We start from the raw sequence: 19580 nt of genomic DNA, 5'->3' as shown, positions 1-19580 counted from the left end.
GTCCGCCTCGGTCAGATGTTGGTGAACAGGCCGAACGCGGGCAGTGCCCGGATCAGATCCTGCCAGAACTGTGACAGGCTGGATATGCCCACGACCACCCGGTCTCCCGGCTGGATCACCGGATCGAGCATGGTGCCCTGGCTCACTGCCCGGTAATCGAACAGGGCAACCGCGGTTCCGCCATCGACCTGCCGAAACACCACAACTTCGTTCAGCCTGGAAACACGGCTGGGCCCATTGGCAAGCGCGATTGCCGATGACAGCCTTGCCCCTGGCTGGAACGGATAGACACCGGGTTCCTCCACTCCGCCTTCGACCGTGACAAGGTGCGAGGCATATTCCACAATGTTGACACTTGCGATCGGGCGTTTGAGGCCGGCGCCGCGCAGCGCCTCGACGATTTCGTGCTCGATTTCCGCAGTGGTGCGCCCGTCAGCCTTGATGCTGCCTGCCAGCGGAACCGAGATCGTCCCGTCTGCCGCGATCGTCACTTTTTCCAGCGAGAGATCCGGCTCGCGAAATACCGTAATGGCGACAGTATCCGAAGGACGCAGGCGATAGACCGGGTCGATCTGGGTCGAATAAGCCGATTGGCCAAGGCTATCGATCGGGGCCTCCGCAGCGGGGCCGATCCGCGGGCCGGGCGTGGCGCCGCAAGCCGCCAGCACCAGCGTGATGATTGCAACCGGAATGGAACCATTAAACCGCATGGCAAGTTGCTGACCTGATTCTGTTTTATCCGAATTGCCCGGTATCCGATTAATGTGCGCCTTGGTAAGTCGCAACCGAATCAGAGAGATTCCTGTTGGTAGCGCCAGGCAAAATGCCTCACTTGCGGCCAGGCCCGGAATATTTCTGTCGATATCGGGTATCTGGAAGACAAAGGGTCCTATCTTGAACGCACATGCCCCCTCGGCCTTGAGCCTCGCAGGCGCAGGGTTCTACCTCGTGGTGGCGGCGGCAAGCGTGCTGGCGGCCCGCCAATCGACCGCCGATGGTCACGGGTTCAGCCTGCGCCGCAGCTGGTTTGTGGCAGCTGCCTTCTTCTTCCTGTTCGCCGGTCTGCGGCTGGTTGCGGCGGAAGACCTGCTACGGGCGCTGCTGCGCGAGGGACTGGCAGGCCTTGACCTGAATGATGTCCGACGGTCGATCCAGCTGCCCCTGTCGCTCGCGGCGATCATTGGCGGGGCGGCACTGGTTACGGCGAGCCTGCAGCGGATTTCCCGCCGCGGGTCATCAAGCTCGGCCGCCGCGATCGAATGGATGCGGCTGGCAATTGCCGGGATGATGGCGCTGATTGTGCTGCGGCTGATCTCGCTCCACAGCATCGACAAAATCCTGTTTGCCCCAACTCTCGGCCCGGTGCGGATCAATTGGCTGCTCGATCTGGGCTTGAGCACGATTGCGCTGATCGCGGCGCTCCGGTTTGCGCGGCAGCCGAACAGCAACTGATAACGCTCAGGGCACCGTGCCCGGCTATGCCGGATGGTGCTCGGCCAATATGTGCGCGATGCGCTGCGCGGCCCGTCCATCGCCAAAGGGATTGGCTGCTTGCGCCATCGCGGCATAGGCTGCCGGGTCATCCAGCAGGCGGCTCGCCTCGCGAACGATCGAATCGAATTGCGCACCAACCAGGCGTGCAGTGCCGGCTTCGACAGCCTCGCTGCGCTCGGTCTCGCCACGCATCACAAGCACCGGCTTGCCCATGCTCGGCGCCTCTTCCTGGATTCCGCCGCTGTCTGTCAGGATGAAATGGCTCAGTTCCATCATCCGCACGAAATCGACATAGTCCAGGGGTGCAAGCAAGGCGATGTTCTCCACGCCCGAGAGTGCCTGCTGCATTACCTGCCGCACATTGGGATTGGGGTGGACGGGATAGACGATGGCCACATCTTCGCGCCTGGCAAGCATACGCAGTGCGGCGGCGATCTGGTGCATTCCCGCACCGAAATTCTCGCGCCGATGCGCCGTGACGGCAATGATACGCCGTCCTGCGAACCGGTTGGCGAGCGCGACCATTTCGCTGTCGTACTCTGCCTGTGCCGCCATGATCTGTCGGCACCGCAGCAAGGCGTCGATGGCAGTATTTCCGGTCACGTAAATGCGTTCCGGGCTCACGTTCTCGCTTCGCAATGCATCAGCGGCGCGCGCGGTGGGGGCAAAATGCAGGTCGGCAATGATCCCGGTGAGCTTGCGGTTGGCCTCTTCCGGCCAAGGCGAGTAGATGTTGCCGCTGCGCAGGCCCGCCTCGACATGCCCGACCGGGATTTTCCGGAAATAGCAGGCCAGCGTGGCCATGGCTGTGGTCAGCGTATCGCCATGGACCAGCACCCGATCGGGGCGGACGCGATCAAGCGCGGCACCGAATTCGGAAATGATCCGCGCAGCCAGCCGGTCAAGGCTTTGCGCCTCTTCCATCAGGTTGAGATCGATGTCCGGCACGATTCCCGCGAGAACGAGCACCTGGTCGAGCAGTTCGCGGTGCTGCGCAGTCACCGCCACGCGCAGGTCGAAGCGATCAAGCTTTCGCAATTCCTCGATCACCGGAAACATCTTGATCGCCTCTGGCCGGGTGCCGAAGGTGACAAGGATGCGGGGGCGGCTCACGCAGCCAGCTTCACCCGTTTTCGGCTTGCATTGGCGCATCGGCAACTGCGGATGGCTCGCCTTCGCTGCTGCTCAGCGCATTGCGATAGGCCGCCAGCAGCGGCGCGATCTGGCGGTTCCAGTGAAGCTCCTGCTCGATCCGTTCGCGCCCGATTTGCCCCATGGCGCTGCGGCGATCAGGATCGTCCACCAACTCGGCAATCTTGACTGCCAGGTCGACCGGGTCATTGGGCCTCGCGTAAAGCGATGCACCCTCGGCCGAACGACGCCCCTCGGTAACGTCGAACTGCACAAGCGGTTTCGACATTGCCATATATTCCAGCACTTTATTCATGGTCGACTTGTCGTTCATGGCGTTGACGCGGTCGGGATTCACCCCCAGATCCATGGTCGAAAGCACTTCGATCAGGTCCTGATCGGGCACGCTGCCGGTGAAGGTGATGAATTCGGCCAGCCCGCGCGCCTCCACCGCTTGCCGGTGCGCTTGCAGCGAGGGGCCGCCGCCAACCAGGCAAAACTGGATGTCGCGGCGCTGCATGGTCCGGATGAGATGCTCGGCTGCATCGATCAGCAGGTCGATCCCCTCCTGTTCGCCCATAACGCCGACATAGCCGACCATGTGATCGCGCCCGTTCTTCCACTGCGCGACCGGCTCCACCGGCCGCAGGCGCGCAAGGTCGGGCCCGGAGCGGACAATATGGACCTTGCCCTGCGACATGGCGCCGCGCTCGATCGCGATCCGGCGATAGCTGTCATTGGTCGCGATCGAGATATTCGCCGTGCGGAAGGTGAGCCATTCGAGCAAGCGCGCCAGGCCCCAGTAAACACCGCGCTTGCCAAACTTCGCTTCGAACAGTTCGGGCACGATGTCGTGATGATCGAAGATATATTTGACGCCGAACGGCTTGAACATCAACGCGATCAGGAAGATCATGTCGGGCGGATTGCACCCGTGCACGATGTCAAAGCGTTGCCTGCGCCAGATTTTCCAGGCCAGCCGCGCCTGCCAATAAAGCGCCGCGCCATATTCGAGGATGAAGCCGCCAAGCCTGCTCGCCTCCAGCGGCAGCGGGTGACGGTAAATCTCGATCCCGTCGATTGTCTCGCGCAGCTGGTCGAACCCGCGCCCAACAGGGCAGATGACCGAGACTTGCGCACCGGCGGCCTTGAGCGTGCGCGCTTCCTGCCACACGCGGCGATCGAACGGCACTGGCAGGTTCTCGACAATGATCAGCACCGATTTCCCGGCCAGCGGTTCTCCCGGGATCAGGTCGGGAATCCCTTCATGGACGCCAAGCGCGCGGGGGCTCAGCGGATGGTACATAGCGCCACCACCCCTTTCGGATCGACATTCAGCTCGTCGATCAGCTTGTTGCCTGACAGCACTCTGGCATAGCGCCCAGTTTCAGCTTGCGCCTTGTTGATCATGCGCGCGGAAAGATCGGGGATCTGTTCCTCGGCAAAACGCAGGTTCTGTCCCACCAACCGCTCAGGCACGACATGCGGATCGAAAATGTCGAGCTTGAACCCGGCCGCGATCATTCGCCGCGCCAGATCGACCTGCGGGCTTTCGCGCAGATCGTCGGTCCCCGGCTTGAACGCCAGCCCGACCAGCAGCACGCTGGCACCGGGCTCGAGACCCGACTGGGCCAGTTCGAATTGCCGGTCCTTGTGCGTATCATTGCTGGCGAGCAAGGCGTCGACCAGCTGGGTGGCGATGCCCGCTTCGGCGCTGATCCGGCGCAATGCGCGCACATCCTTTGGCAGGCACGATCCACCGAAGGGGGCGCCAGGGCGCAGATATGCCGGGCCAAGATTGAGCTTGCCGTCGGCAAGGAAAACCTCGTGCAGGCTCTGCGCGGACACATCGAAACCCTCGCAGACACGGCCGATTTCATTGGCGAAGACAACCTTGGCCGCATGCCAGGCGTTGTCCATGAACTTTATCATTTCGGCTTCGCGGATGCCGACGTGGAACACAGGTGCCGCCGCGCCGGCGTAGAGTTCCAGCAAGCGAGCTGATGGGCCCCCGTCAAACGTGCCAATCACCACCCTGGGCGGATTGAAGAAATCGCTTACCGACTGTGCCTCGCGCAGGAATTCGGGATGATGCACGATCTCAACCCGATCATCGGCCGCATGGCCCAGGTGCTCGCGAAAGATCGGCAGGATGATCTCTTCGCAGGTGCCCGGGCGAAAGGTCGAGCGATAGGCAATGGTCAGCCTTGCGCCATTGCCCGAAGCGACAGCGCGCGCGATGGCATGCGTGGCATGGACAATTTGTGTGAGGTCGTGGCTGCCGTCATCGGCGCTTGGCGTGCCAACGCATACAAAGGCAATGTCGCAGCTGTCGAGCTTGCCTTCGGCTTCGGTCGCGGCAGACAATTTGCCCGATCGCGCGGCTTCGGCAATCAGCTTATCGAGACCCGGCTCGATTATCGGCGAGTTGCCCGCATTGATCGCCGCGACCTTGGTTTCGTCAATGTCGAAACCGATGACGCTGTGCCCCTGGCTGGCAAGGCAGCCCACGGCCACACTGCCCACATAGCCAAGCCCGAATACGGCAATTCTCACCGGTAACCGCCAGCGCAAGTGCCTGGCAGTCCGAAATCAAGCCCCCTTGCGGGCCTTTCATGGGAAACAATGTAAAGCAGACCCGTTTTGCTTTTCTCGTTATTTCACTACGTATTTATGCGTATCAAGCGGCCGCGCAGAGCGCAAGCGCCCGCCCGCGTTTTCCTATCTTTTTCGGCCCTACCGCAGCGGTCTGTATAGGCTTGCAACGGCGGTGCGGGCGCGCCATGCAGAATCAGCCGAGATCAGGGAGAAGGAACATGCCGCAATCGAACGGTCCGTTGACAGGTTTGAAAGTCGTCGAATTTGTCGGGATCGGCCCGGGTCCGCATGTCGCCATGCTGCTCGCTGATCTTGGTGCGGAAGTCGTGCGGATCGAACGCCAGGGAGGGCGAATCCTCAATCCCGTGGTCGAGCGCGCCCGGCACCGCGTTGCGGTGGACGTCAAAAGCGATGAAGGTCGGCAGTTCTGCCGCGATGCGGCGGCACATGCCGACGTCTTGCTGGAAGGGTTCCGTCCAGGCGTGATGGAACGGCTGGGGCTTGGGCCGGACGAATTGCTCGCGCTCAACCCGCGGTTGGTTTACGCACGCATGACCGGCTGGGGCCAGCAGGGGCCGCTTGCCCATGCTGCCGGCCATGACATCAACTATATCGCGATCACCGGCGCGCTTGCAGCGGTGGGCAAGAAGGGAGAACCGGCGATCCCGCCGCAGAACCTGGTCGGCGATTTCGGCGGCGGGTCGATGTATTGCGCCTTCGGGATCATGGCCGCGCTTTACGAACGCGAGCGATCGGGCAAGGGGCAGGTGGTCGATGCCGCGATTGTCGATGGCACGACCAGTCTGATGAGCTTCTTCTTCGGTATCCGCCAGATCGGCTTCATCAAGACCGAACGTGGCGATGGCTTGCTGGGCGGAGCGGCACATTACTATCGCTGCTACGAATGCGCCGACGGGCGCGAGATTTCAGTGGGCGCGCTTGAACCGCAATTCTATGCCGAACTGCTGGAAAAGATCGGTGCGACCGAATTGGCCGAAGGGCGCGACAACCCGGCCAATTGGGGCGATATGGCTGATCGGCTCACTGAGCTGTTCAAGACGAAGACGCAGGCCGAATGGTGCGAAATCCTTGAAGGTAGCGATGCCTGCGTCGCTGCAGTTCTGCCGCTCGACGAAGCGCGCGAGCATCCGCATCTGAAGGCGCGCGAAGCCTATGTGGAACGTGACGGCGTGTGGCATACCGCGCCCGCGCCGCGCTTCAGCCGCACACCGGGTACGATCCGTGACAGCGGGATGGACGGCGCTGATGTCGTCGCGCGGTGGGCACGGGAGGACTGAATTCGATGGCTGGCAAGTATTTCGACGAGTGGCAGGTGGGTGAGCGGATCGAGCACGAGATCCACCGCACCGTGACAGAAACCGATAATCTGCTGTTCACGACCATGACGCATAACCCCCAGCCGCTTCACCTTGATATCGAGGCGGCCAGGGCGAGCGAGTTCGGCCAGATCCTGGTCAACGGCACCTTCACATTCGCGCTGATGGTAGGCCTTTCGGTAGGTGACACCACGCTTGGCACGCTGGTAGCCAACCTTGGCTATGACAAGCTTGTGATGCCCAAGCCGGTATTCATCGGCGATACGCTGCGCGCAACCACCGAGGTGAAGGAACTGCGGGGCAGCAAATCGCGCCCTGATGCGGGAATCGTCACCTTCGTGCACGAGGCGCTCAACCAGCGCGGCGAGGTGGTTTGCCGCTGCGAACGCAGCGCGCTACTCAAGAGAATGCCCGCGTAACGCTACGGCATCGCCGGTTCGATCGTTCGCTCTTGACGCAGCCCTGCGGCAGGGCGCAGGTTTGTGTGCGGTGAGCCGAGGGGAGTGGGTTCGATGCGCCAAATATCTGCAAGTCTTGTTGTCTTGGGGGCAGCCTTGTTCCTGGCATCGTGCGGCAGCACGGCCAGCGAGGAGCAGCGCGGCAATGGCGAGGGTACAATCGAACTCGCCGAATTTCCCGATCGCCCCTATTGGGGTGACACGCACCTCCACACAGACAATTCCATCGATGCTTTCGGCTTTGGCGTGCGGCTTGGCCCGGAAGAGGCGCTGCGCTTTGCCTCGGGTGAGGAAGTGACTTCGACCACTGGCGTGAAGGCCAGGTTGGCGCGGCCGCTCGATTTCCTCGTCATTGCCGACCATTCAGACGGGTTGGGCGCGACCAAGCGGCTTTATGACGCCCCGCGCATGCTGATCCGCGACGAGACGCTGCTGCGCTGGCATGACATGATGCACGAAAGCCCCCAGCAGTCGCAGCGCGCCGTAGCCGAACTGATCAATGCGGCGGCAAACGACGAATTGCCTGCAGCCCTGACCGCCGACCAGGAGGCTCAGGACCAGGATACGCTGGATATCTGGTCCAACCATCTCGACACGCTCGACCGCTACAACAAGCCGGGCAAGTTCACCGCGCTGGCGGGATTCGAATACACGCTGATGCCGGACGGCAACAATCTCCACCGCGTGGTGATGTTCCGCGACGGCAGCGACAAGACCAAGCAGACTATCCCCTATCCCGGGCTGGAAACCAAGGTGGAGGGGCTGTGGGATTATATGGATGCCTATGCAAAGAAAACCGGCGGCCAGGTGCTGGCTATCCCGCATAATTCCAATGTCTCCAACGGCCTGATGTTCGAACTGACTCTTGCTGATGGCAGTCCGATGACCGCCGAATATGCTCGACGCAGGGCAAGGCATGAGCCGGTGGTCGAAGTGACCCAGATCAAGGGCGACAGCGAAACGCATCCTTTCCTGTCGCCCAATGACGAATTTGCCGGATTCGGCGTGAAGGGCTGGGAACTGGGCAATCTGCCGCTTACCCGCCGGGCCACGCCCGACATGTTCGGTGGCAGCTATATTCGCGAGGCATTGAAGCGTGGCCTGTCGCTGGAACAGCAGCTTGGGGTAAATCCCTATGCCTTCGGCCTGGTCGGCTCGACCGACAGCCACACGGCGCTGGCGACCGCCGATGAAGACAATTTCTTCGGTAAACACACCGGCAATGAGCCCGCGATCAAGGATCGCGCGCTCCAGACGCAGAACCTCGGCACTCGCGAAGGGCGGTTCGGCTGGCACTATCTTGCCGGTGGCTATGCCGCGGCATGGGCACGCGGCAACACGCGCGCCGAAATCTTCGATGCCTTCAAGCGGCGCGAAGTCTATGCCACCACCGGGCCGCGCATGATGGTGCGTATCTTCGGCGGCTTTGACTTTACCGAAAAGGACTGGGGCGGTGACTGGGTCCGCGCGGGGTATAGCCGGGGCGTGCCGATGGGCGGCGAACTGACCGATAGCGGCAAGGCGCCGAGCTTCCTGATTTCGGCGATGAAAGATCCGGACGGCGCCAATCTCGACCGTGTGCAAGTGGTCAAGGGCTGGGTCGATGCATCGGGCAATTTGCAGGAACGCGTCTATGACGTGGTCTGGTCGGACATGAAACGGCGCCGCGCGGCTGGCGGCAAGATACCCGCCGTGGGCGACACGGTGGACCGCACAGCAGCAACCTATACCAATACCATTGGCGCCGCCGAGCTGCGCAGCGTGTGGACCGATCCCGATTATCGCGCCGGCCAGCGGGCATTCTATTACGTGCGCGTGATCGAAATCCCCACTCCGCGCTGGACGCTCTATGATGCTGTGCGGATCGGCATCAAGCTGCCTGCAGATGCCATGGCCGATGCGGTGACGCAGGAACGCGCCTATTCCTCGCCGATCTGGATCAAGCCAGCAGCCAAGTGACGGGGTTCAAGTGAATTTACCTGGCTGGACCCGCGAACCGCTGGTCCATTTCCTGCTTGCGGGAATATTGATCTTCGGCCTGTTCTCGCTGCGCGGTGAAGAGGTCGATCCGGCGAGCCGTACGATTGATGTCGACCGCGAGCAACTGGCACAGCTTTCGCTTGTGTTTGAGCGGACCATGGGCCGCGCGCCGACAGATGCCGAGCTTGACCAGCAGATCGAAAACTACATTCGCGACGAGGTACTCTATCGCGAGGCGCTCAGGCTGGGGCTCGACCAGGGCGATGCGGTGGTGCGCCGGCGCATGGCCCAGAAGATGGACATGATCGCCAGTGCCCGCGCCGAGACGGCTCGCCCTGACGAGGCAGAAATGCGCAAATGGTATCGCGATAACCGCCAGCGTTTCGCCGATGACGTGCATTATACGCTCGACCAGCTCTGGTTCGAGACAGATGGTGAAGCGCAAGCGGGGCTCGCCCGGCTGCGGAGCGGCTCGGACTGGCGCCGGTCGGGAGGCGAGATCAGCCTGCCGGCTAGCGTCGATGCGAAATCGCGGCGCGAAGTGCTTGCCAGTTTCGGCGAATTGTTCCTGGTGGGGCTCGACCGGCTTGAGCCTTCGAATGATTGGCAAGGGCCAGTGCCATCCGGCCTTGGCTGGCACCTGGTGCGGCTTGAGCGGCGTGAACCGGGCAAGGTGCCGCCATTCGAGCACATCCGCGAACAGGTCGAAAATGACTGGCGCACCGCCACCATCGCCGCGCGCAAGGAAGCCGCATACGAGTTGTTGCGCGGCGCCTATAATGTGAAGATTGAGCGGTGAGATGGCTCGCAGTATTGCTGGTGATGCTGCTCATGGCTGGGCCAGCCGCCGCGGACGAAATCCGGCCTTTCTCGATCGATTTCACCGAACGCGCGCCGGGCGAATGGACGCTTGACTGGAAACAGCCGCTGACATCGCCCGATGCGAGCGTGCTGGCCGTTCCGCAAATCCCGGGCAATTGCCGGTTCCGGGGCGATCCTGTCACCCGCTCCGCCGCGATGGCGGTGATCGGACATGCGGCAGTGACGTGCGATGGCGATGTTTCGGGAGGCGCCATCACGCTTGCCGGGCTGGCCGGTAATGCGGATGCGTTGCTGATGGTGGCTCCGTTGGGGCGCCCGGTCCAGACTCATCGCCTGACCGCCAGCCAGCCGCAGGCGGTAATCGTGGCGCGCGCCAGCACCTGGCAAGTCTTCGCCGACTATTTCAAGATCGGCACCGAGCATATCCTGATGGGCTGGGATCACTTGCTGTTCGTGATTGCCTTGCTGCTGCTGGTGCAGGGCGGCTGGGCCGTGGTGAAGGCGGCGACGGCATTCACACTGGCGCATTCGATCACGCTGGTGGCGGCGACGCTGGGCTATGCCGGACTGCCGCAGCGCCCGGTCGAGGCGCTGATCGCGCTCTCGATCGTGTTTCTCGCGGTCGAGCTGACGCGTACCGATCACGAAACCTGGACGCGGCGCTGGCCGTGGCTGGTCGCTTTCGGTTTCGGTCTGCTGCACGGTTTCGGCTTTGCCGGGGCGCTACGCGAAATCGGCCTGCCTGAAGGCGAAGTGCCAGCCGCATTGCTGGCATTCAATCTTGGCGTCGAGGCAGGCCAGCTGCTGGTCATCGCTGCGGTACTGGCGCTGCGCGCCGCTGTCAGGCGGCTCGAACCCAAGGCGGAGGCCCCGGCGGTGAAGGCGGCGACCTATGCGATCGGGATCACCGCGGCCTATTGGGTGGTGGACCGGCTGGTCGGCTGAGCGTCGCCGCCCAATGCCTGCCACAACAGCACCCGCGCGCGCTTCGCCCGGCCTACTGCGGCAGCTGCCCGTTCGCCGCTGGCATCGGCGGCACGGCGGGCCTCCAGCACGGTTAGGAAATCAGCCAGCCCGGCGCGGAAGCGCACTTCGGCAAGCTCTGCAGCGCGTTCGAGAGCCATGCTTTCCTGAGCGGCGGCGGCGGCCTGCGCATCGGCGCCCGCCACCACGCCATAGGCGCTTTCAGCTTCGCCCAAAGCCTGGAAAACAGCTCCGCGATAGGCGGCGAAGGCAGCGCGCTTGCCTGCCGCAGCGCCATCGATCTGCGCCTGGATACGGCCAAAATCGAGCAGCGGAGCGAGGATTCCGCCGCTGGCGGAATAGATTTGCGACTGGTCATCGAACAGCTTGCCGAGGTCGAACGCGAGCAAGCCAAGCGTCCCTGACAAGGTCAACCGCGGAAACCGCTGGCGCGCGGCGGCGGCGAGCTCGGCATCGCTCGCGGCAAGCTCGGCGGCAGCGGCGCGGACATCGGGCCGCGCGGTGAGCAGCAGCGAAGGGAGCGCCTGCGGGGCGGGGGGAAGACCGGCGGGGCCAGCATCTGCGGAAAGCAGGCTGTCCAGGGTCGCGGCATCCTGCGCGGTCAACGCGACCAGTCGCCCGATGATCTGCGCGCGCTCACTTTCAAGTGCGACGAGGCGCGAGCGCGACTGGCTGGCAGCTGCCGCGGCGCGCACGCGATCGAAACCGGGAGCAAGCCCGGCCTCCTCGCGCTTGCCGGCGAGATTGGCGAGCCGCCCGGCGGCCTCAAGGTCCTGTGCCAGCGCGGCCTCGCGGCCCGCATTGCTGCGCCAATCAATCAAGGCACCGGCAATTTCCGCCAGCAAGGCAATGCGCACCGCTTCGGCTGAGGCATCTGCCGCGTCAAGCCGGGCAAGAGCGGCGCGTTCGGAGGCCTTGAGGCGCCCGAACAGGTCCACTTCCCAACTGGCCGTGAGATTCGCCGCATAGGCAGTCTGTTCGGTATCGAACCGAAGCGCCGAGGACACATCGCCGCCAAACTGGGCGGGATTGCTGCGGCGCGTTTCCACCGACGCATTGGCGCCGATTGCCGGAAGCCGCGCGGCGCCCGCACCCTTGGCGGCAGCCCTTGCGGCATCGACCCGGGCAAGTGCTTCGGCCAGGCTGGGCGAGTCGGCCAGCGCGCGGCGGGCGAGCTCGGCAAAGGCTGGATCATCGCTTGGCAGGAGCTGCGCCAATGCGGCGCTTTCATCGACATTGGGCGCATAGAGGAACCCGGCAGGCAGCTCAGGTGCCGGCGTCGCGATTTCGGGCGGCGGACCAGCTACGCAGGCGCCTAGCGCCAGCACCGCAAGCGCGAGAAGCGAACGAGGCGGCTTCATTGGTTCGCGCCTCCGCGCGCGGGGATGAAGGCGTCAACCTGCTGGCCGACAAGGAAGGTGCCACGCGCTTCCTCGGGCAGGGCGTAGATCACCTGGAGCACGCGCACATCGACCCGCTCGGCAGACGAGTTGGTCAGCGAGCGTTTGGGCACGACCAATGGTTCGGCGCGTACGAAGCTGGCTTTGACGCGGCGCTCGGCGGCACCGCGTGGTGAGACTATTGCCGGCTTGCCAAGCGCGACGCGCGACGCGTCATCCTCGTCAATATCGATGCGGATATGCAGCGGGCGGGTCTCGCCCATGCGGATCAAGGGCTCGCTGTTGCCGCCGGTGGTTGAAACAAATTCGCCCGGCCGGATATTCACCGCCAGGATTTCGCCCGCGATCGGTGCGCGTACGGTCAAGCGCTCAAGCTCGGTGCGGGCGCTCTGCGCAGCAGCCTGCGCTGCGGCCAGGCGCGCGCGCGCCAGCTGGAGCCGGGTGGAAGCGGCCTTGGCCTCACCTTCGGCGCGGATCACTTCGCTGCGGCTGACGGCTGCCGGGTCATCGATTGCGGTGTAGAGATCAAGCTGCTGGCGGGCAGTGCTGCTGGCGGTCGATGCCTCTTCGATCGCCGCCCGCGCCTCGCCGGTCGCGGCATTGGCCTCCTGCAGCCTGGCCCGGGCAGCGCGGTCATCGACGACGAACAGCGGCGCACCCTTCTCGACGAACTCGCCCGGTTGGACATACAGCTCGGTCACCAGACCGGCCAGCGCCGTTCCGATGTCGATGATCTCGCTCGATGGCTCGACAATGCCCGCGCCTGACACCCGCGCTACGTTGGCGAATTCCTCACCAGCGGTGAGCGGTGTCTCGTCAGGTTCGCTGAGCGATCGGTCAGGCGTGCCGAGCCAGATGAACAGCACTGCGCCGATCAGTCCGAGCGCCGCCAAGGCGGGCAATAACTTGCGGGAAAAGCTTAAGTCCTGGGGAAGGAATGCCATCTCAATGGTCCTCTGGCATGTCGGTGCCATCATGCGTAATCCGGCCATCCTCGAGCACGAGGATGCGGTCGGCGAGATCGAAGATACGGTTGTCGTGGGTAACGATGATGCAGGCGCGGTCTTCGGCCACCGCCACCTCGCGCAGCAGGTCCATCACGCGCCGGCCGGAGCGCGCATCAAGCGCGGCGGTGGGTTCGTCGCACACGACCAGGCGCGGTTCATGCACCAGCGCGCGTGCAATCGCGACGCGTTGCTGCTGCCCGCCCGATAGCTGGCTGGGCAGCTTGTCAGCCTGATCGGCAATATTGAGCCTGGAGAGCATCGCGACCGCCCTCTCGCGCGCCTCGTGCCGGTTCATGCCGCGCGCGATCAGCGGCACCGCAGCGTTGGAAGCGGCGTCGATCGACGGGATCAAATTGTACTGCTGGAAGATAAAACCGATGTTCTGGAGCCGGAAATTGACCAGTTCGGTATCGCCCAGCGCGTAAATATCGGTTCCGAATATGCGCACGTCACCCTCGGTCGGCCACAGGATTCCGCACATGATCGAGATCAGTGTGGTTTTGCCCGATCCGCTCTCGCCGACGAGATAGGTGAGCGCGCCCGGATGGATATCGACATCGATCCCGTGGAGCACGCGGATCGTTTGCTGTCCCGACAGGAAATCACGCGATATTCGCCGCGCGCAGATCGCCGCATTGGGGTCGCAGCCCCCGATCTGGCTGGTGTCGAGCATCATCTGAACACCGCCGCCGGTTCAGTCTTGAGGACGCTGCGCAGGCTTAGCCAGCCTGTCAGCGCAAGGATCAGGACCACCGCCACCAGGCTAATGAGCGGGATCTGCCAGGGCACATAGAAACCCTTGAAGGTCGGATTGCTTGCGAAGCCCCAGATGAACACCGCAGTGCCGATCACGCCCAGGGCATAGCCGATTGCGCCCACCATCCCGGCTTGCACCGCGACCATGCGGCTGATCTTGGCGTTGGTAACGCCGATTGCCTTGAGCGCGCCGAATTGGCGGATGTTGTCGCGGATAAACAGGCTGAAGGTGAGCCCGACAATCGCTACGCCGACGATAAAGCCCAAAGCAACGGTGATCCCGAAATTGAACGGGATGCCGGTATTCTCGATGATGAAATCGATCCCGTCCCGGGCAAATTCCTCGTGCGTGCGCGCCTTGAGGCCGGTCTGCCGTTCGATCCGCCGGGCTAGCTGGCGCGAGGATACATCCGGCGTGCTCCCCGCGATCACCAGGCTCATCCGGTTGCGCGTGCCGGGGACGTAACGGAGCGCCTGTGAATAGGTGGTGTAGAGCACGGCAGTGCTGGTGAAGCTGGGGATGGCATCGGCCATGCCGCGGATGATTGCGCGTTGGTCATTGAGTTCGAGCCGCTGGCCCACCGCGTCGGTCGCGGGGAACATCCGGCTCGCCCCGACATCGTCGATAATCACTGTGTCGGGGATCGAAAGGTCGTCCTTGCTGCCAATGAGCAAGCGCTTGGGCAGCCCGATCAGCGTCGCATCGTCGACCCCGATGATCGCCACCTGCTCAAGATCGCCCTCGCTGGTGCGCACCGCCGCATTGGCGCGCAGCTGCGGCACGGCCCATTCGACCCCCGCAACCGAACGGACCTGGTCCAGCGCGGTCGCGGGCAAGGGAAAGGTGACATCGGTAGTGCGGCTGACCGGGTCCATGACATAAACGTCGCCATTGGAATTGTTGTAAACGCCGCTGGCGCCGCGCTCGATCAGATTGACGAAGATCGTCAATTGCTGGGTGATCAACAGGGTCGAGAAAGCAATGCCGAACACAAGCCCGTAGAACTTGGTCTTGTCTCCCGTCAGCATTCGAATGGCGATCCACAGCATCGGAAACCCTGCAATTTGGCCGGGCTTGCCGAATCAGCCCGTTTCGATCATTATTGAACGCTATCGTTTAATTGAACGGAGGTGTTCAGCTTGTCAACTGGCGCGAAGCAAGCAGGTTCCCACGATACTGCACTTGGCGCACAAAAAGCGCGCGGACGCCCGGTTGATGCGGCCAAGCACGATGCCATCATCAAGGCCGCGACCGCCTCGTTCTTCGATGTCGGATACGCGGCTTCCTCGATCGAGCAGATTGCGGCGGATGCCGGTGTATCGAAGGTTACCATTTACAACCATTTCGGTGACAAGCGCGCGCTGTTCGCGGCAGCGGTCGAGCATCAATGCGAACGGGTGCGGGGCCATTTCGCAATCGCGCCGGAGGCAGGCCAGTCGATCCGCGCGCGGCTCACAGCCATTGGAGAGGCAATGTTCGCTTTTCTGTCGCGCCCTGAAATGGTGCAGTTCGAGCGGCGGATCGCTGCCGAAACCGAACATGATCCGGATATCGGGCGCGCCTTTCTGGAGGCGGGACCGTGGCGGATGAAGGCTGCTCTCGCTGCATTCCTGAGCCATGCGCAGGAGCAGGGGGAACTGGAAATTCCCCATCCGGGGCTGGCCGCGGAACAGTTCGTGTCGATGTGCAAAGGCATCGGTGATCTCGAGCGCCGTTTCGGCTTCACCCCCGTCGAGGCAGAGCATACGCGGCGTATCACCGGGGCGGTCGAGGTGTTCCTGCGCGCCTATTCGCGCAAATGTACCGATTGAGGGATCGCACCGCCGCATTCGCGCGTTATCTTGCCATTCACCTTGCGCTGCCTACATTGGCGGGGACGAAAGGATACTCTGAAGATGAACGACGAACGCGATCCGCGTGATCCCAATGGCGGAGGCGGCCCCGAAGGGCCCAACCCGATGATCAGGACCCTGATGATCTGGGGCGGCGTGTTCATGGCACTGCTGCTTGCGGTGTCGATGTTCGGCAATCCTTCACAGACTGCGGGAACGCAGATCCGTTATTCCGATTTCCGCAATGCGGTGGCTGAAGGCACGGTCAAGGAAGTCCAGATCGCGCCGGACAAGATCACCGGCACAATGAAGAACGACACCCCGTTTTCGACCGTTCCGATCGGGAATGATCCCGGCTTGCCGCAATTGCTCGATGAAAACGGTGTTGATTATTCGGGGCAGGCTGCGGAAGAGCCCAACCTTCTGCTTTACATCCTGATCCAGTCGCTGCCCTTCATCCTGATTCTGGGCATTGCCTTCTTCGCGCTGCGCCAGGTGCAAAAGGGCGGCGGTGGCGGCGCCATGGGCTTTGGCAAATCCAAGGCCAAGCTGCTGACAGAGCGCCAGGGCCGGGTAACCTTCGCAGATGTGGCGGGCATTGACGAGGCGCGCGAGGAGCTGGAGGAAATCGTCGAATTCCTGCGCGACCCGCAGCGATTCTCCAAGCTGGGCGGCCAGATTCCCAAGGGCGCGCTGCTGGTCGGCTCGCCCGGCACCGGCAAGACCTTGCTCGCGCGCGCCATCGCCGGCGAGGCGGGCGTGCCTTTCTTCACCATCTCAGGTTCCGACTTTGTCGAAATGTTCGTGGGCGTCGGCGCCAGCCGCGTGCGCGACATGTTCGAACAGGCGAAAAAGAACGCGCCCTGCATCGTCTTCATCGACGAAATCGACGCGGTTGGCCGCCATCGCGGCCACGGTCTGGGCAATTCGAACGACGAGCGCGAACAGACATTGAACCAGCTGCTGGTCGAAATGGACGGTTTCGAAGCCAATGAAGGCATCATCATCATCGCCGCCACCAACCGGCCCGATGTGCTTGATCCGGCATTGCTGCGCCCCGGCCGGTTCGACCGCCAGGTGGTGGTGCCGATCCCCGATATCGACGGGCGCGAGAAGATCCTTGGCGTGCACATGAAGAAAGTGCCGCTGGCGCCTGATGTGAACCCGCGCACCATTGCGCGCGGCACGCCGGGCTTCTCTGGTGCGGATCTCGCCAACCTGGTCAACGAGGCGGCGCTGCTTGCAGCCCGTCGCAACAAGCGCCTGGTCGCGATGCGTGAGTTCGAAGACGCCAAGGACAAGGTCATGATGGGCAGCGAGCGCCGCTCTATGGTCATGACCGATGATGAAAAGAAGATGACCGCCTATCACGAGGCCGGCCACGCGCTGGTCAGCCTCAACGAGCCGGCATCGGATCCGATCCACAAGGCCACCATCATTCCGCGCGGCCGCGCGCTGGGCATGGTGATGCGCCTGCCCGAACGCGACAATTATTCCTATCACCGCGACAAGATGCTCGCCAATCTGGCCGTCAGCATGGGCGGGCGCGTGGCCGAGGAAATCATCTTCGGCCATGACAAGGTATCGAGCGGTGCGTCGAGCGATATCCAGTATGCGACCGATCTTGCCCGCAACATGGTCACCAAATGGGGCATGTCCGACAAGCTCGGGCCCTTGCAGTACGAGGCCAGCCAGGAAGGTTATCTTGGCATGGGCCAAACCGCGCGGACCATGGCAGGTGCAGACACCAACAAGCTGATCGATGCCGAGATCAGGGCGCTGGTCGAAGGCGGGCTCAAACGCGCCAACGAGATTCTCACCGCGCAGGAAGACAAGCTGCATCTGCTGGCGCAGGCGATGCTCGAATACGAAACGCTCACTGGCGATGAAATCGACCAGTTGATGAAGGATGGCAAGATCGACCGGCCCGACCGGCCCAGCGATGCTGGGGCAGTTCAGCCGGTATCCGGCCCTGCCGTACCCAAGGCGGGCAAGAAGTTCGGCGGAGAAGGTGGCACTGCCCCGCAGGGGGCCTGAGCGCCGCAAGTCCGTTTCGCAAGATTACAGAAGGCGCCTGGGGTCAATCCGGGCGCCTTTTTCCTGGTCAGAAGGCGCCCAGCACGAGCAGCAGCTGAAGAAACAGCACCAGGGTAACTAATTCGAATACCAGCAGTATGTATAGCCGCCATAGCGTGGAAAAGCGGCTCAGTCCGTATGTATACTTGAGGTGCTTGTACATGTGGATCGGCGGAATGATGGCGAGAGCCGCAAAAACCCATCCACCGCCGATTCCTGCAATGGCCAGAAGCGATAAAGCGATGAACAGCAGCGACACGAAGGCAAGCGAATAGGTAACGAATATCGCGTGATCATAGGCCTTGAAGCGCCGCTTCCAGAAAAACAACAGCCACACAAACGGGACTGAAAGGGGCACAAGAAGCCAGCTGAACTTATAGGCATTGGCTTGCAGCTTGTAGAGCATCAGGCTGGGATTCTCCTGCCACTTCTTGATGATGCCCAGGTCTAAAAATTCGATACCAGTTACAGTGGAGGCGGCGTCAGCGATGGCACCTTCAGCTTCGGCCGCCACAGCTTTGCTGCTGGTATCGGCTCCAGCGACGGAAATTGGCTCTGAATCGCCGGTGCTCAGGGCGTCGAACACTTTCAGCCCTTCCATGTTACTGGCAATTAGGCGGTCGCTTTCCTCGATCTGCGCGCGGATTTCGGCCAGTCGAGCAGGTTCTGCGCCTTGCGCGGCCATGACCTCCAAATCCTTTGCCAGCCTGGCGCGTCTTGCCTGTGACGCGGTGAGATTGGAGACGATATCTGCCCGCGCTGCGTTCACGTCCCAGATACGCTGCGGGTTTTCGACGCCGACATTGGTCAGCGAAGTTCCCGTCACCTGGAACACCGCGAACATAAGGAACACGCTGAACAGGAATATCGCCATCGGGCTGACAAACCGCGCCCGTTCACCGTCAATATAGCGCCGGGTAAGCTTGCCGGGCCTGGCAACCAGCATCGGCAGGGTGCGCCATATCTTGCCGTCGAGGTGCAGCGCGCCATGAATCAGATCGTGCAGGAACGCTCCGATGGTGCGATGGAGATGCGCCTTCTGGCCGCAGGAATGGCAGTGCGCGCCAGCCAGTTCAGTGCCGCAATTGAGGCAGGCGCCCTCGGCGAAATGGCCCTTTTCAAGCGGGCTTGCGGCCTTGTCTGTCAATGCGCCGGACTTTCCACCGAATGCGCGTGCAAACAGGCCGCCCTCAGCCGCCGTTCCCAATGCTTCGCCGATTTCGCCCATCAATCCCCCGTGTCGCGTGGCTTCAGGGACAATAAGCGAACTTGGCACAAACAAAAAGGCCGCCCGGTTGGGGCGGCCTCTTGTGTTGTTCGCAAACTGGCGTTTCAGCCGTCGAAATCGGCGCCGATCGAAGTCGAACGGGTTGGCGCCGACGCAGTGATGCGCAGCGCTTCGGCCGACTGGCTGAGCGAGCCGATGGCATCGGCCTCGTCCTCATCATCGGGCAGGATCTTCTGCAAATTGGTGACCACCGCTTCGTACAGTTCCTTGGGCTTGACCGTCTGTTCGGCGATCTCGCGCAGGGCGACGACCGGGTTCTTGTCCCGATCGCGGTCAATCGTCATTTCGGCACCGCCCGAAATCTCGCGTGCCCGCTGGGCTGCCAGCAGGACGAGATCGAAACGGTTGGGAACCTTGTCGACGCAATCTTCAACGGTAACGCGTGCCATGAAGGCCTCTCATGCAAATAGGTTTGC

Annotated in this window: 18 protein-coding genes; 8 read left to right on the top strand and 10 right to left on the bottom strand. The window is 62.8% G+C overall.

The genetic code is table 11. The features are described from left to right. Positions 1 to 11: 11 nt before the first annotated feature. Complete coding sequence (locus ACX2DJ_RS00875; RefSeq protein WP_462570450.1) at positions 12 to 710, bottom strand: polysaccharide biosynthesis/export family protein; 699 nt, start codon at positions 708 to 710, stop codon at positions 12 to 14. A gap of 184 nt (positions 711 to 894) precedes the next feature. Here ACX2DJ_RS00875 and ACX2DJ_RS00870 point away from each other — a divergent pair, with 184 nt between their 5' ends. Next, the gene (locus ACX2DJ_RS00870; protein WP_462570449.1) at positions 895 to 1452 is read left to right on the top strand and encodes a hypothetical protein; all 558 of its coding nucleotides are present in this window, start codon (positions 895 to 897) and stop codon (positions 1450 to 1452) included. A 24-nt stretch (positions 1453 to 1476) separates the two neighbouring features. On the opposite strand, the gene wecB is transcribed toward ACX2DJ_RS00870, so the two are convergent. The 3 genes from wecB to ACX2DJ_RS00855 are packed head-to-tail and all read right to left on the bottom strand — an operon-like array spanning position 1477 to position 5181. Next, on the bottom strand, positions 1477 to 2607 hold the full coding sequence (gene wecB, locus ACX2DJ_RS00865) for a non-hydrolyzing UDP-N-acetylglucosamine 2-epimerase (protein ID WP_462570448.1): 1131 nt from the start codon (positions 2605 to 2607) through the stop codon (positions 1477 to 1479). A gap of 10 nt (positions 2608 to 2617) precedes the next feature. Continuing rightward, positions 2618 to 3931 (bottom strand): glycosyltransferase family 4 protein, encoded by a 1314-nt coding sequence (locus tag ACX2DJ_RS00860; RefSeq protein WP_462570447.1) that lies wholly within the window; start codon positions 3929 to 3931, stop codon positions 2618 to 2620. Beyond that, positions 3916 to 5181 (bottom strand): nucleotide sugar dehydrogenase, encoded by a 1266-nt coding sequence (locus ACX2DJ_RS00855; protein ID WP_462570446.1) that lies wholly within the window; start codon positions 5179 to 5181, stop codon positions 3916 to 3918. The genes ACX2DJ_RS00860 and ACX2DJ_RS00855 overlap by 16 nt, the downstream gene beginning before the upstream one ends. A 260-nt stretch (positions 5182 to 5441) precedes the next feature. Here ACX2DJ_RS00855 and ACX2DJ_RS00850 point away from each other — a divergent pair, with 260 nt between their 5' ends. The 5 genes from ACX2DJ_RS00850 to ACX2DJ_RS00830 all read left to right on the top strand — a co-directional run bounded on the left by ACX2DJ_RS00850 (position 5442) and on the right by ACX2DJ_RS00830 (position 10765). Next, positions 5442 to 6521, top strand: coding sequence for a CaiB/BaiF CoA transferase family protein (locus ACX2DJ_RS00850; protein WP_462570445.1), 1080 nt, complete (start codon positions 5442 to 5444; stop codon positions 6519 to 6521). Between the two features lie 5 nt (positions 6522 to 6526). Further along, the gene (locus ACX2DJ_RS00845) at positions 6527 to 6979 is read left to right on the top strand and encodes a MaoC family dehydratase (RefSeq protein ID WP_462570443.1); all 453 of its coding nucleotides are present in this window, start codon (positions 6527 to 6529) and stop codon (positions 6977 to 6979) included. Between the two features lie 135 nt (positions 6980 to 7114). Continuing rightward, a complete protein-coding gene (locus tag ACX2DJ_RS00840; protein WP_462570442.1) occupies positions 7115 to 8977 on the top strand; it encodes a DUF3604 domain-containing protein in 1863 nt (620 codons plus the stop codon). 10 nt (positions 8978 to 8987) lie between these two features. Beyond that, positions 8988 to 9797 carry a peptidylprolyl isomerase gene (locus ACX2DJ_RS00835; RefSeq protein ID WP_462570441.1) on the top strand — a complete coding sequence of 270 codons (810 nt, stop codon included), beginning with the start codon at positions 8988 to 8990 and terminating at the stop codon, positions 9795 to 9797. Then, a complete protein-coding gene (locus ACX2DJ_RS00830; protein WP_462570440.1) occupies positions 9794 to 10765 on the top strand; it encodes a HupE/UreJ family protein in 972 nt (323 codons plus the stop codon). Before ACX2DJ_RS00835 ends, ACX2DJ_RS00830 begins: the two co-directional genes overlap by 4 nt. On the opposite strand, the gene ACX2DJ_RS00825 is transcribed toward ACX2DJ_RS00830, so the two are convergent. Genes ACX2DJ_RS00825 through ACX2DJ_RS00810 form a run of 4 tightly spaced genes read right to left on the bottom strand, consistent with a single transcriptional unit; the run spans position 10735 to position 14996 of the window. Next, on the bottom strand, positions 10735 to 12165 hold the full coding sequence (locus tag ACX2DJ_RS00825; protein WP_462570439.1) for an efflux transporter outer membrane subunit: 1431 nt from the start codon (positions 12163 to 12165) through the stop codon (positions 10735 to 10737). The genes ACX2DJ_RS00830 and ACX2DJ_RS00825 overlap by 31 nt on opposite strands. Further along, positions 12162 to 13148, bottom strand: a complete 987-nt coding sequence (locus ACX2DJ_RS00820; protein WP_462570438.1) for an HlyD family secretion protein — start codon at positions 13146 to 13148, stop codon at positions 12162 to 12164. Before ACX2DJ_RS00820 ends, ACX2DJ_RS00825 begins: the two co-directional genes overlap by 4 nt. Position 13149: 1 nt before the next feature. Next, positions 13150 to 13887: an ABC transporter ATP-binding protein gene (locus tag ACX2DJ_RS00815; RefSeq protein ID WP_462570437.1), complete on the bottom strand. Its 738-nt coding sequence runs from the start codon at positions 13885 to 13887 to the stop codon at positions 13150 to 13152. Further along, a complete protein-coding gene (locus tag ACX2DJ_RS00810; RefSeq protein WP_462570436.1) occupies positions 13884 to 14996 on the bottom strand; it encodes an ABC transporter permease in 1113 nt (370 codons plus the stop codon). Before ACX2DJ_RS00810 ends, ACX2DJ_RS00815 begins: the two co-directional genes overlap by 4 nt. Positions 14997 to 15107: 111 nt before the next feature. On the opposite strand from ACX2DJ_RS00810, the gene ACX2DJ_RS00805 reads away from it, so the two are divergent. Both ACX2DJ_RS00805 and ftsH read left to right on the top strand, forming a co-directional pair. Further along, a complete protein-coding gene (locus ACX2DJ_RS00805; RefSeq protein WP_462570435.1) occupies positions 15108 to 15779 on the top strand; it encodes a TetR/AcrR family transcriptional regulator in 672 nt (223 codons plus the stop codon). A gap of 84 nt (positions 15780 to 15863) precedes the next feature. After that, positions 15864 to 17837, top strand: coding sequence for an ATP-dependent zinc metalloprotease FtsH (ftsH, locus tag ACX2DJ_RS00800; protein ID WP_462570434.1), 1974 nt, complete (start codon positions 15864 to 15866; stop codon positions 17835 to 17837). A gap of 67 nt (positions 17838 to 17904) precedes the next feature. Here ftsH and ACX2DJ_RS00795 read toward each other — a convergent pair whose 3' ends face one another. Next, complete coding sequence (locus ACX2DJ_RS00795; RefSeq protein ID WP_462570433.1) at positions 17905 to 19104, bottom strand: DUF3667 domain-containing protein; 1200 nt, start codon at positions 19102 to 19104, stop codon at positions 17905 to 17907. Positions 19105 to 19208: 104 nt separating this feature from the next. Further along, positions 19209 to 19553: a DNA-directed RNA polymerase subunit omega gene (gene rpoZ / locus ACX2DJ_RS00790; protein ID WP_462570432.1), complete on the bottom strand. Its 345-nt coding sequence runs from the start codon at positions 19551 to 19553 to the stop codon at positions 19209 to 19211. Positions 19554 to 19580: the final 27 nt, after the last annotated feature.

The organism is Altererythrobacter chaiwopuensis (assembly GCF_054957755.1).
The sequence above is the reverse complement of the archived record's forward strand: the minus strand, read 5'-3'. Positions and strand labels throughout refer to the sequence as shown.

What these genes read in the sequence shown, in the direction of transcription:
- ftsH (WP_462570434.1), top strand. Translation starts at nt 15,864, where the DNA reads ATGAACGACGAACGCGATCCGCGTGATCCCAATGGCGGAGGCGGCCCC.
- ACX2DJ_RS00810 (WP_462570436.1), bottom strand. Translation starts at nt 14,996, where the DNA reads ATGCTGACGGGAGACAAGACCAAGTTCTACGGGCTTGTGTTCGGCATT.
- ACX2DJ_RS00875 (WP_462570450.1), bottom strand. Translation starts at nt 710, where the DNA reads ATGCGGTTTAATGGTTCCATTCCGGTTGCAATCATCACGCTGGTGCTG.
- ACX2DJ_RS00820 (WP_462570438.1), bottom strand. Translation starts at nt 13,148, where the DNA reads ATGGCATTCCTTCCCCAGGACTTAAGCTTTTCCCGCAAGTTATTGCCC.
- ACX2DJ_RS00825 (WP_462570439.1), bottom strand. Translation starts at nt 12,165, where the DNA reads ATGAAGCCGCCTCGTTCGCTTCTCGCGCTTGCGGTGCTGGCGCTAGGC.
- ACX2DJ_RS00795 (WP_462570433.1), bottom strand. Translation starts at nt 19,104, where the DNA reads ATGGGCGAAATCGGCGAAGCATTGGGAACGGCGGCTGAGGGCGGCCTG.
- ACX2DJ_RS00815 (WP_462570437.1), bottom strand. Translation starts at nt 13,887, where the DNA reads ATGATGCTCGACACCAGCCAGATCGGGGGCTGCGACCCCAATGCGGCG.
- ACX2DJ_RS00845 (WP_462570443.1), top strand. Translation starts at nt 6,527, where the DNA reads ATGGCTGGCAAGTATTTCGACGAGTGGCAGGTGGGTGAGCGGATCGAG.
- ACX2DJ_RS00850 (WP_462570445.1), top strand. Translation starts at nt 5,442, where the DNA reads ATGCCGCAATCGAACGGTCCGTTGACAGGTTTGAAAGTCGTCGAATTT.
- rpoZ (WP_462570432.1), bottom strand. Translation starts at nt 19,553, where the DNA reads ATGGCACGCGTTACCGTTGAAGATTGCGTCGACAAGGTTCCCAACCGT.
- ACX2DJ_RS00860 (WP_462570447.1), bottom strand. Translation starts at nt 3,931, where the DNA reads ATGTACCATCCGCTGAGCCCCCGCGCGCTTGGCGTCCATGAAGGGATT.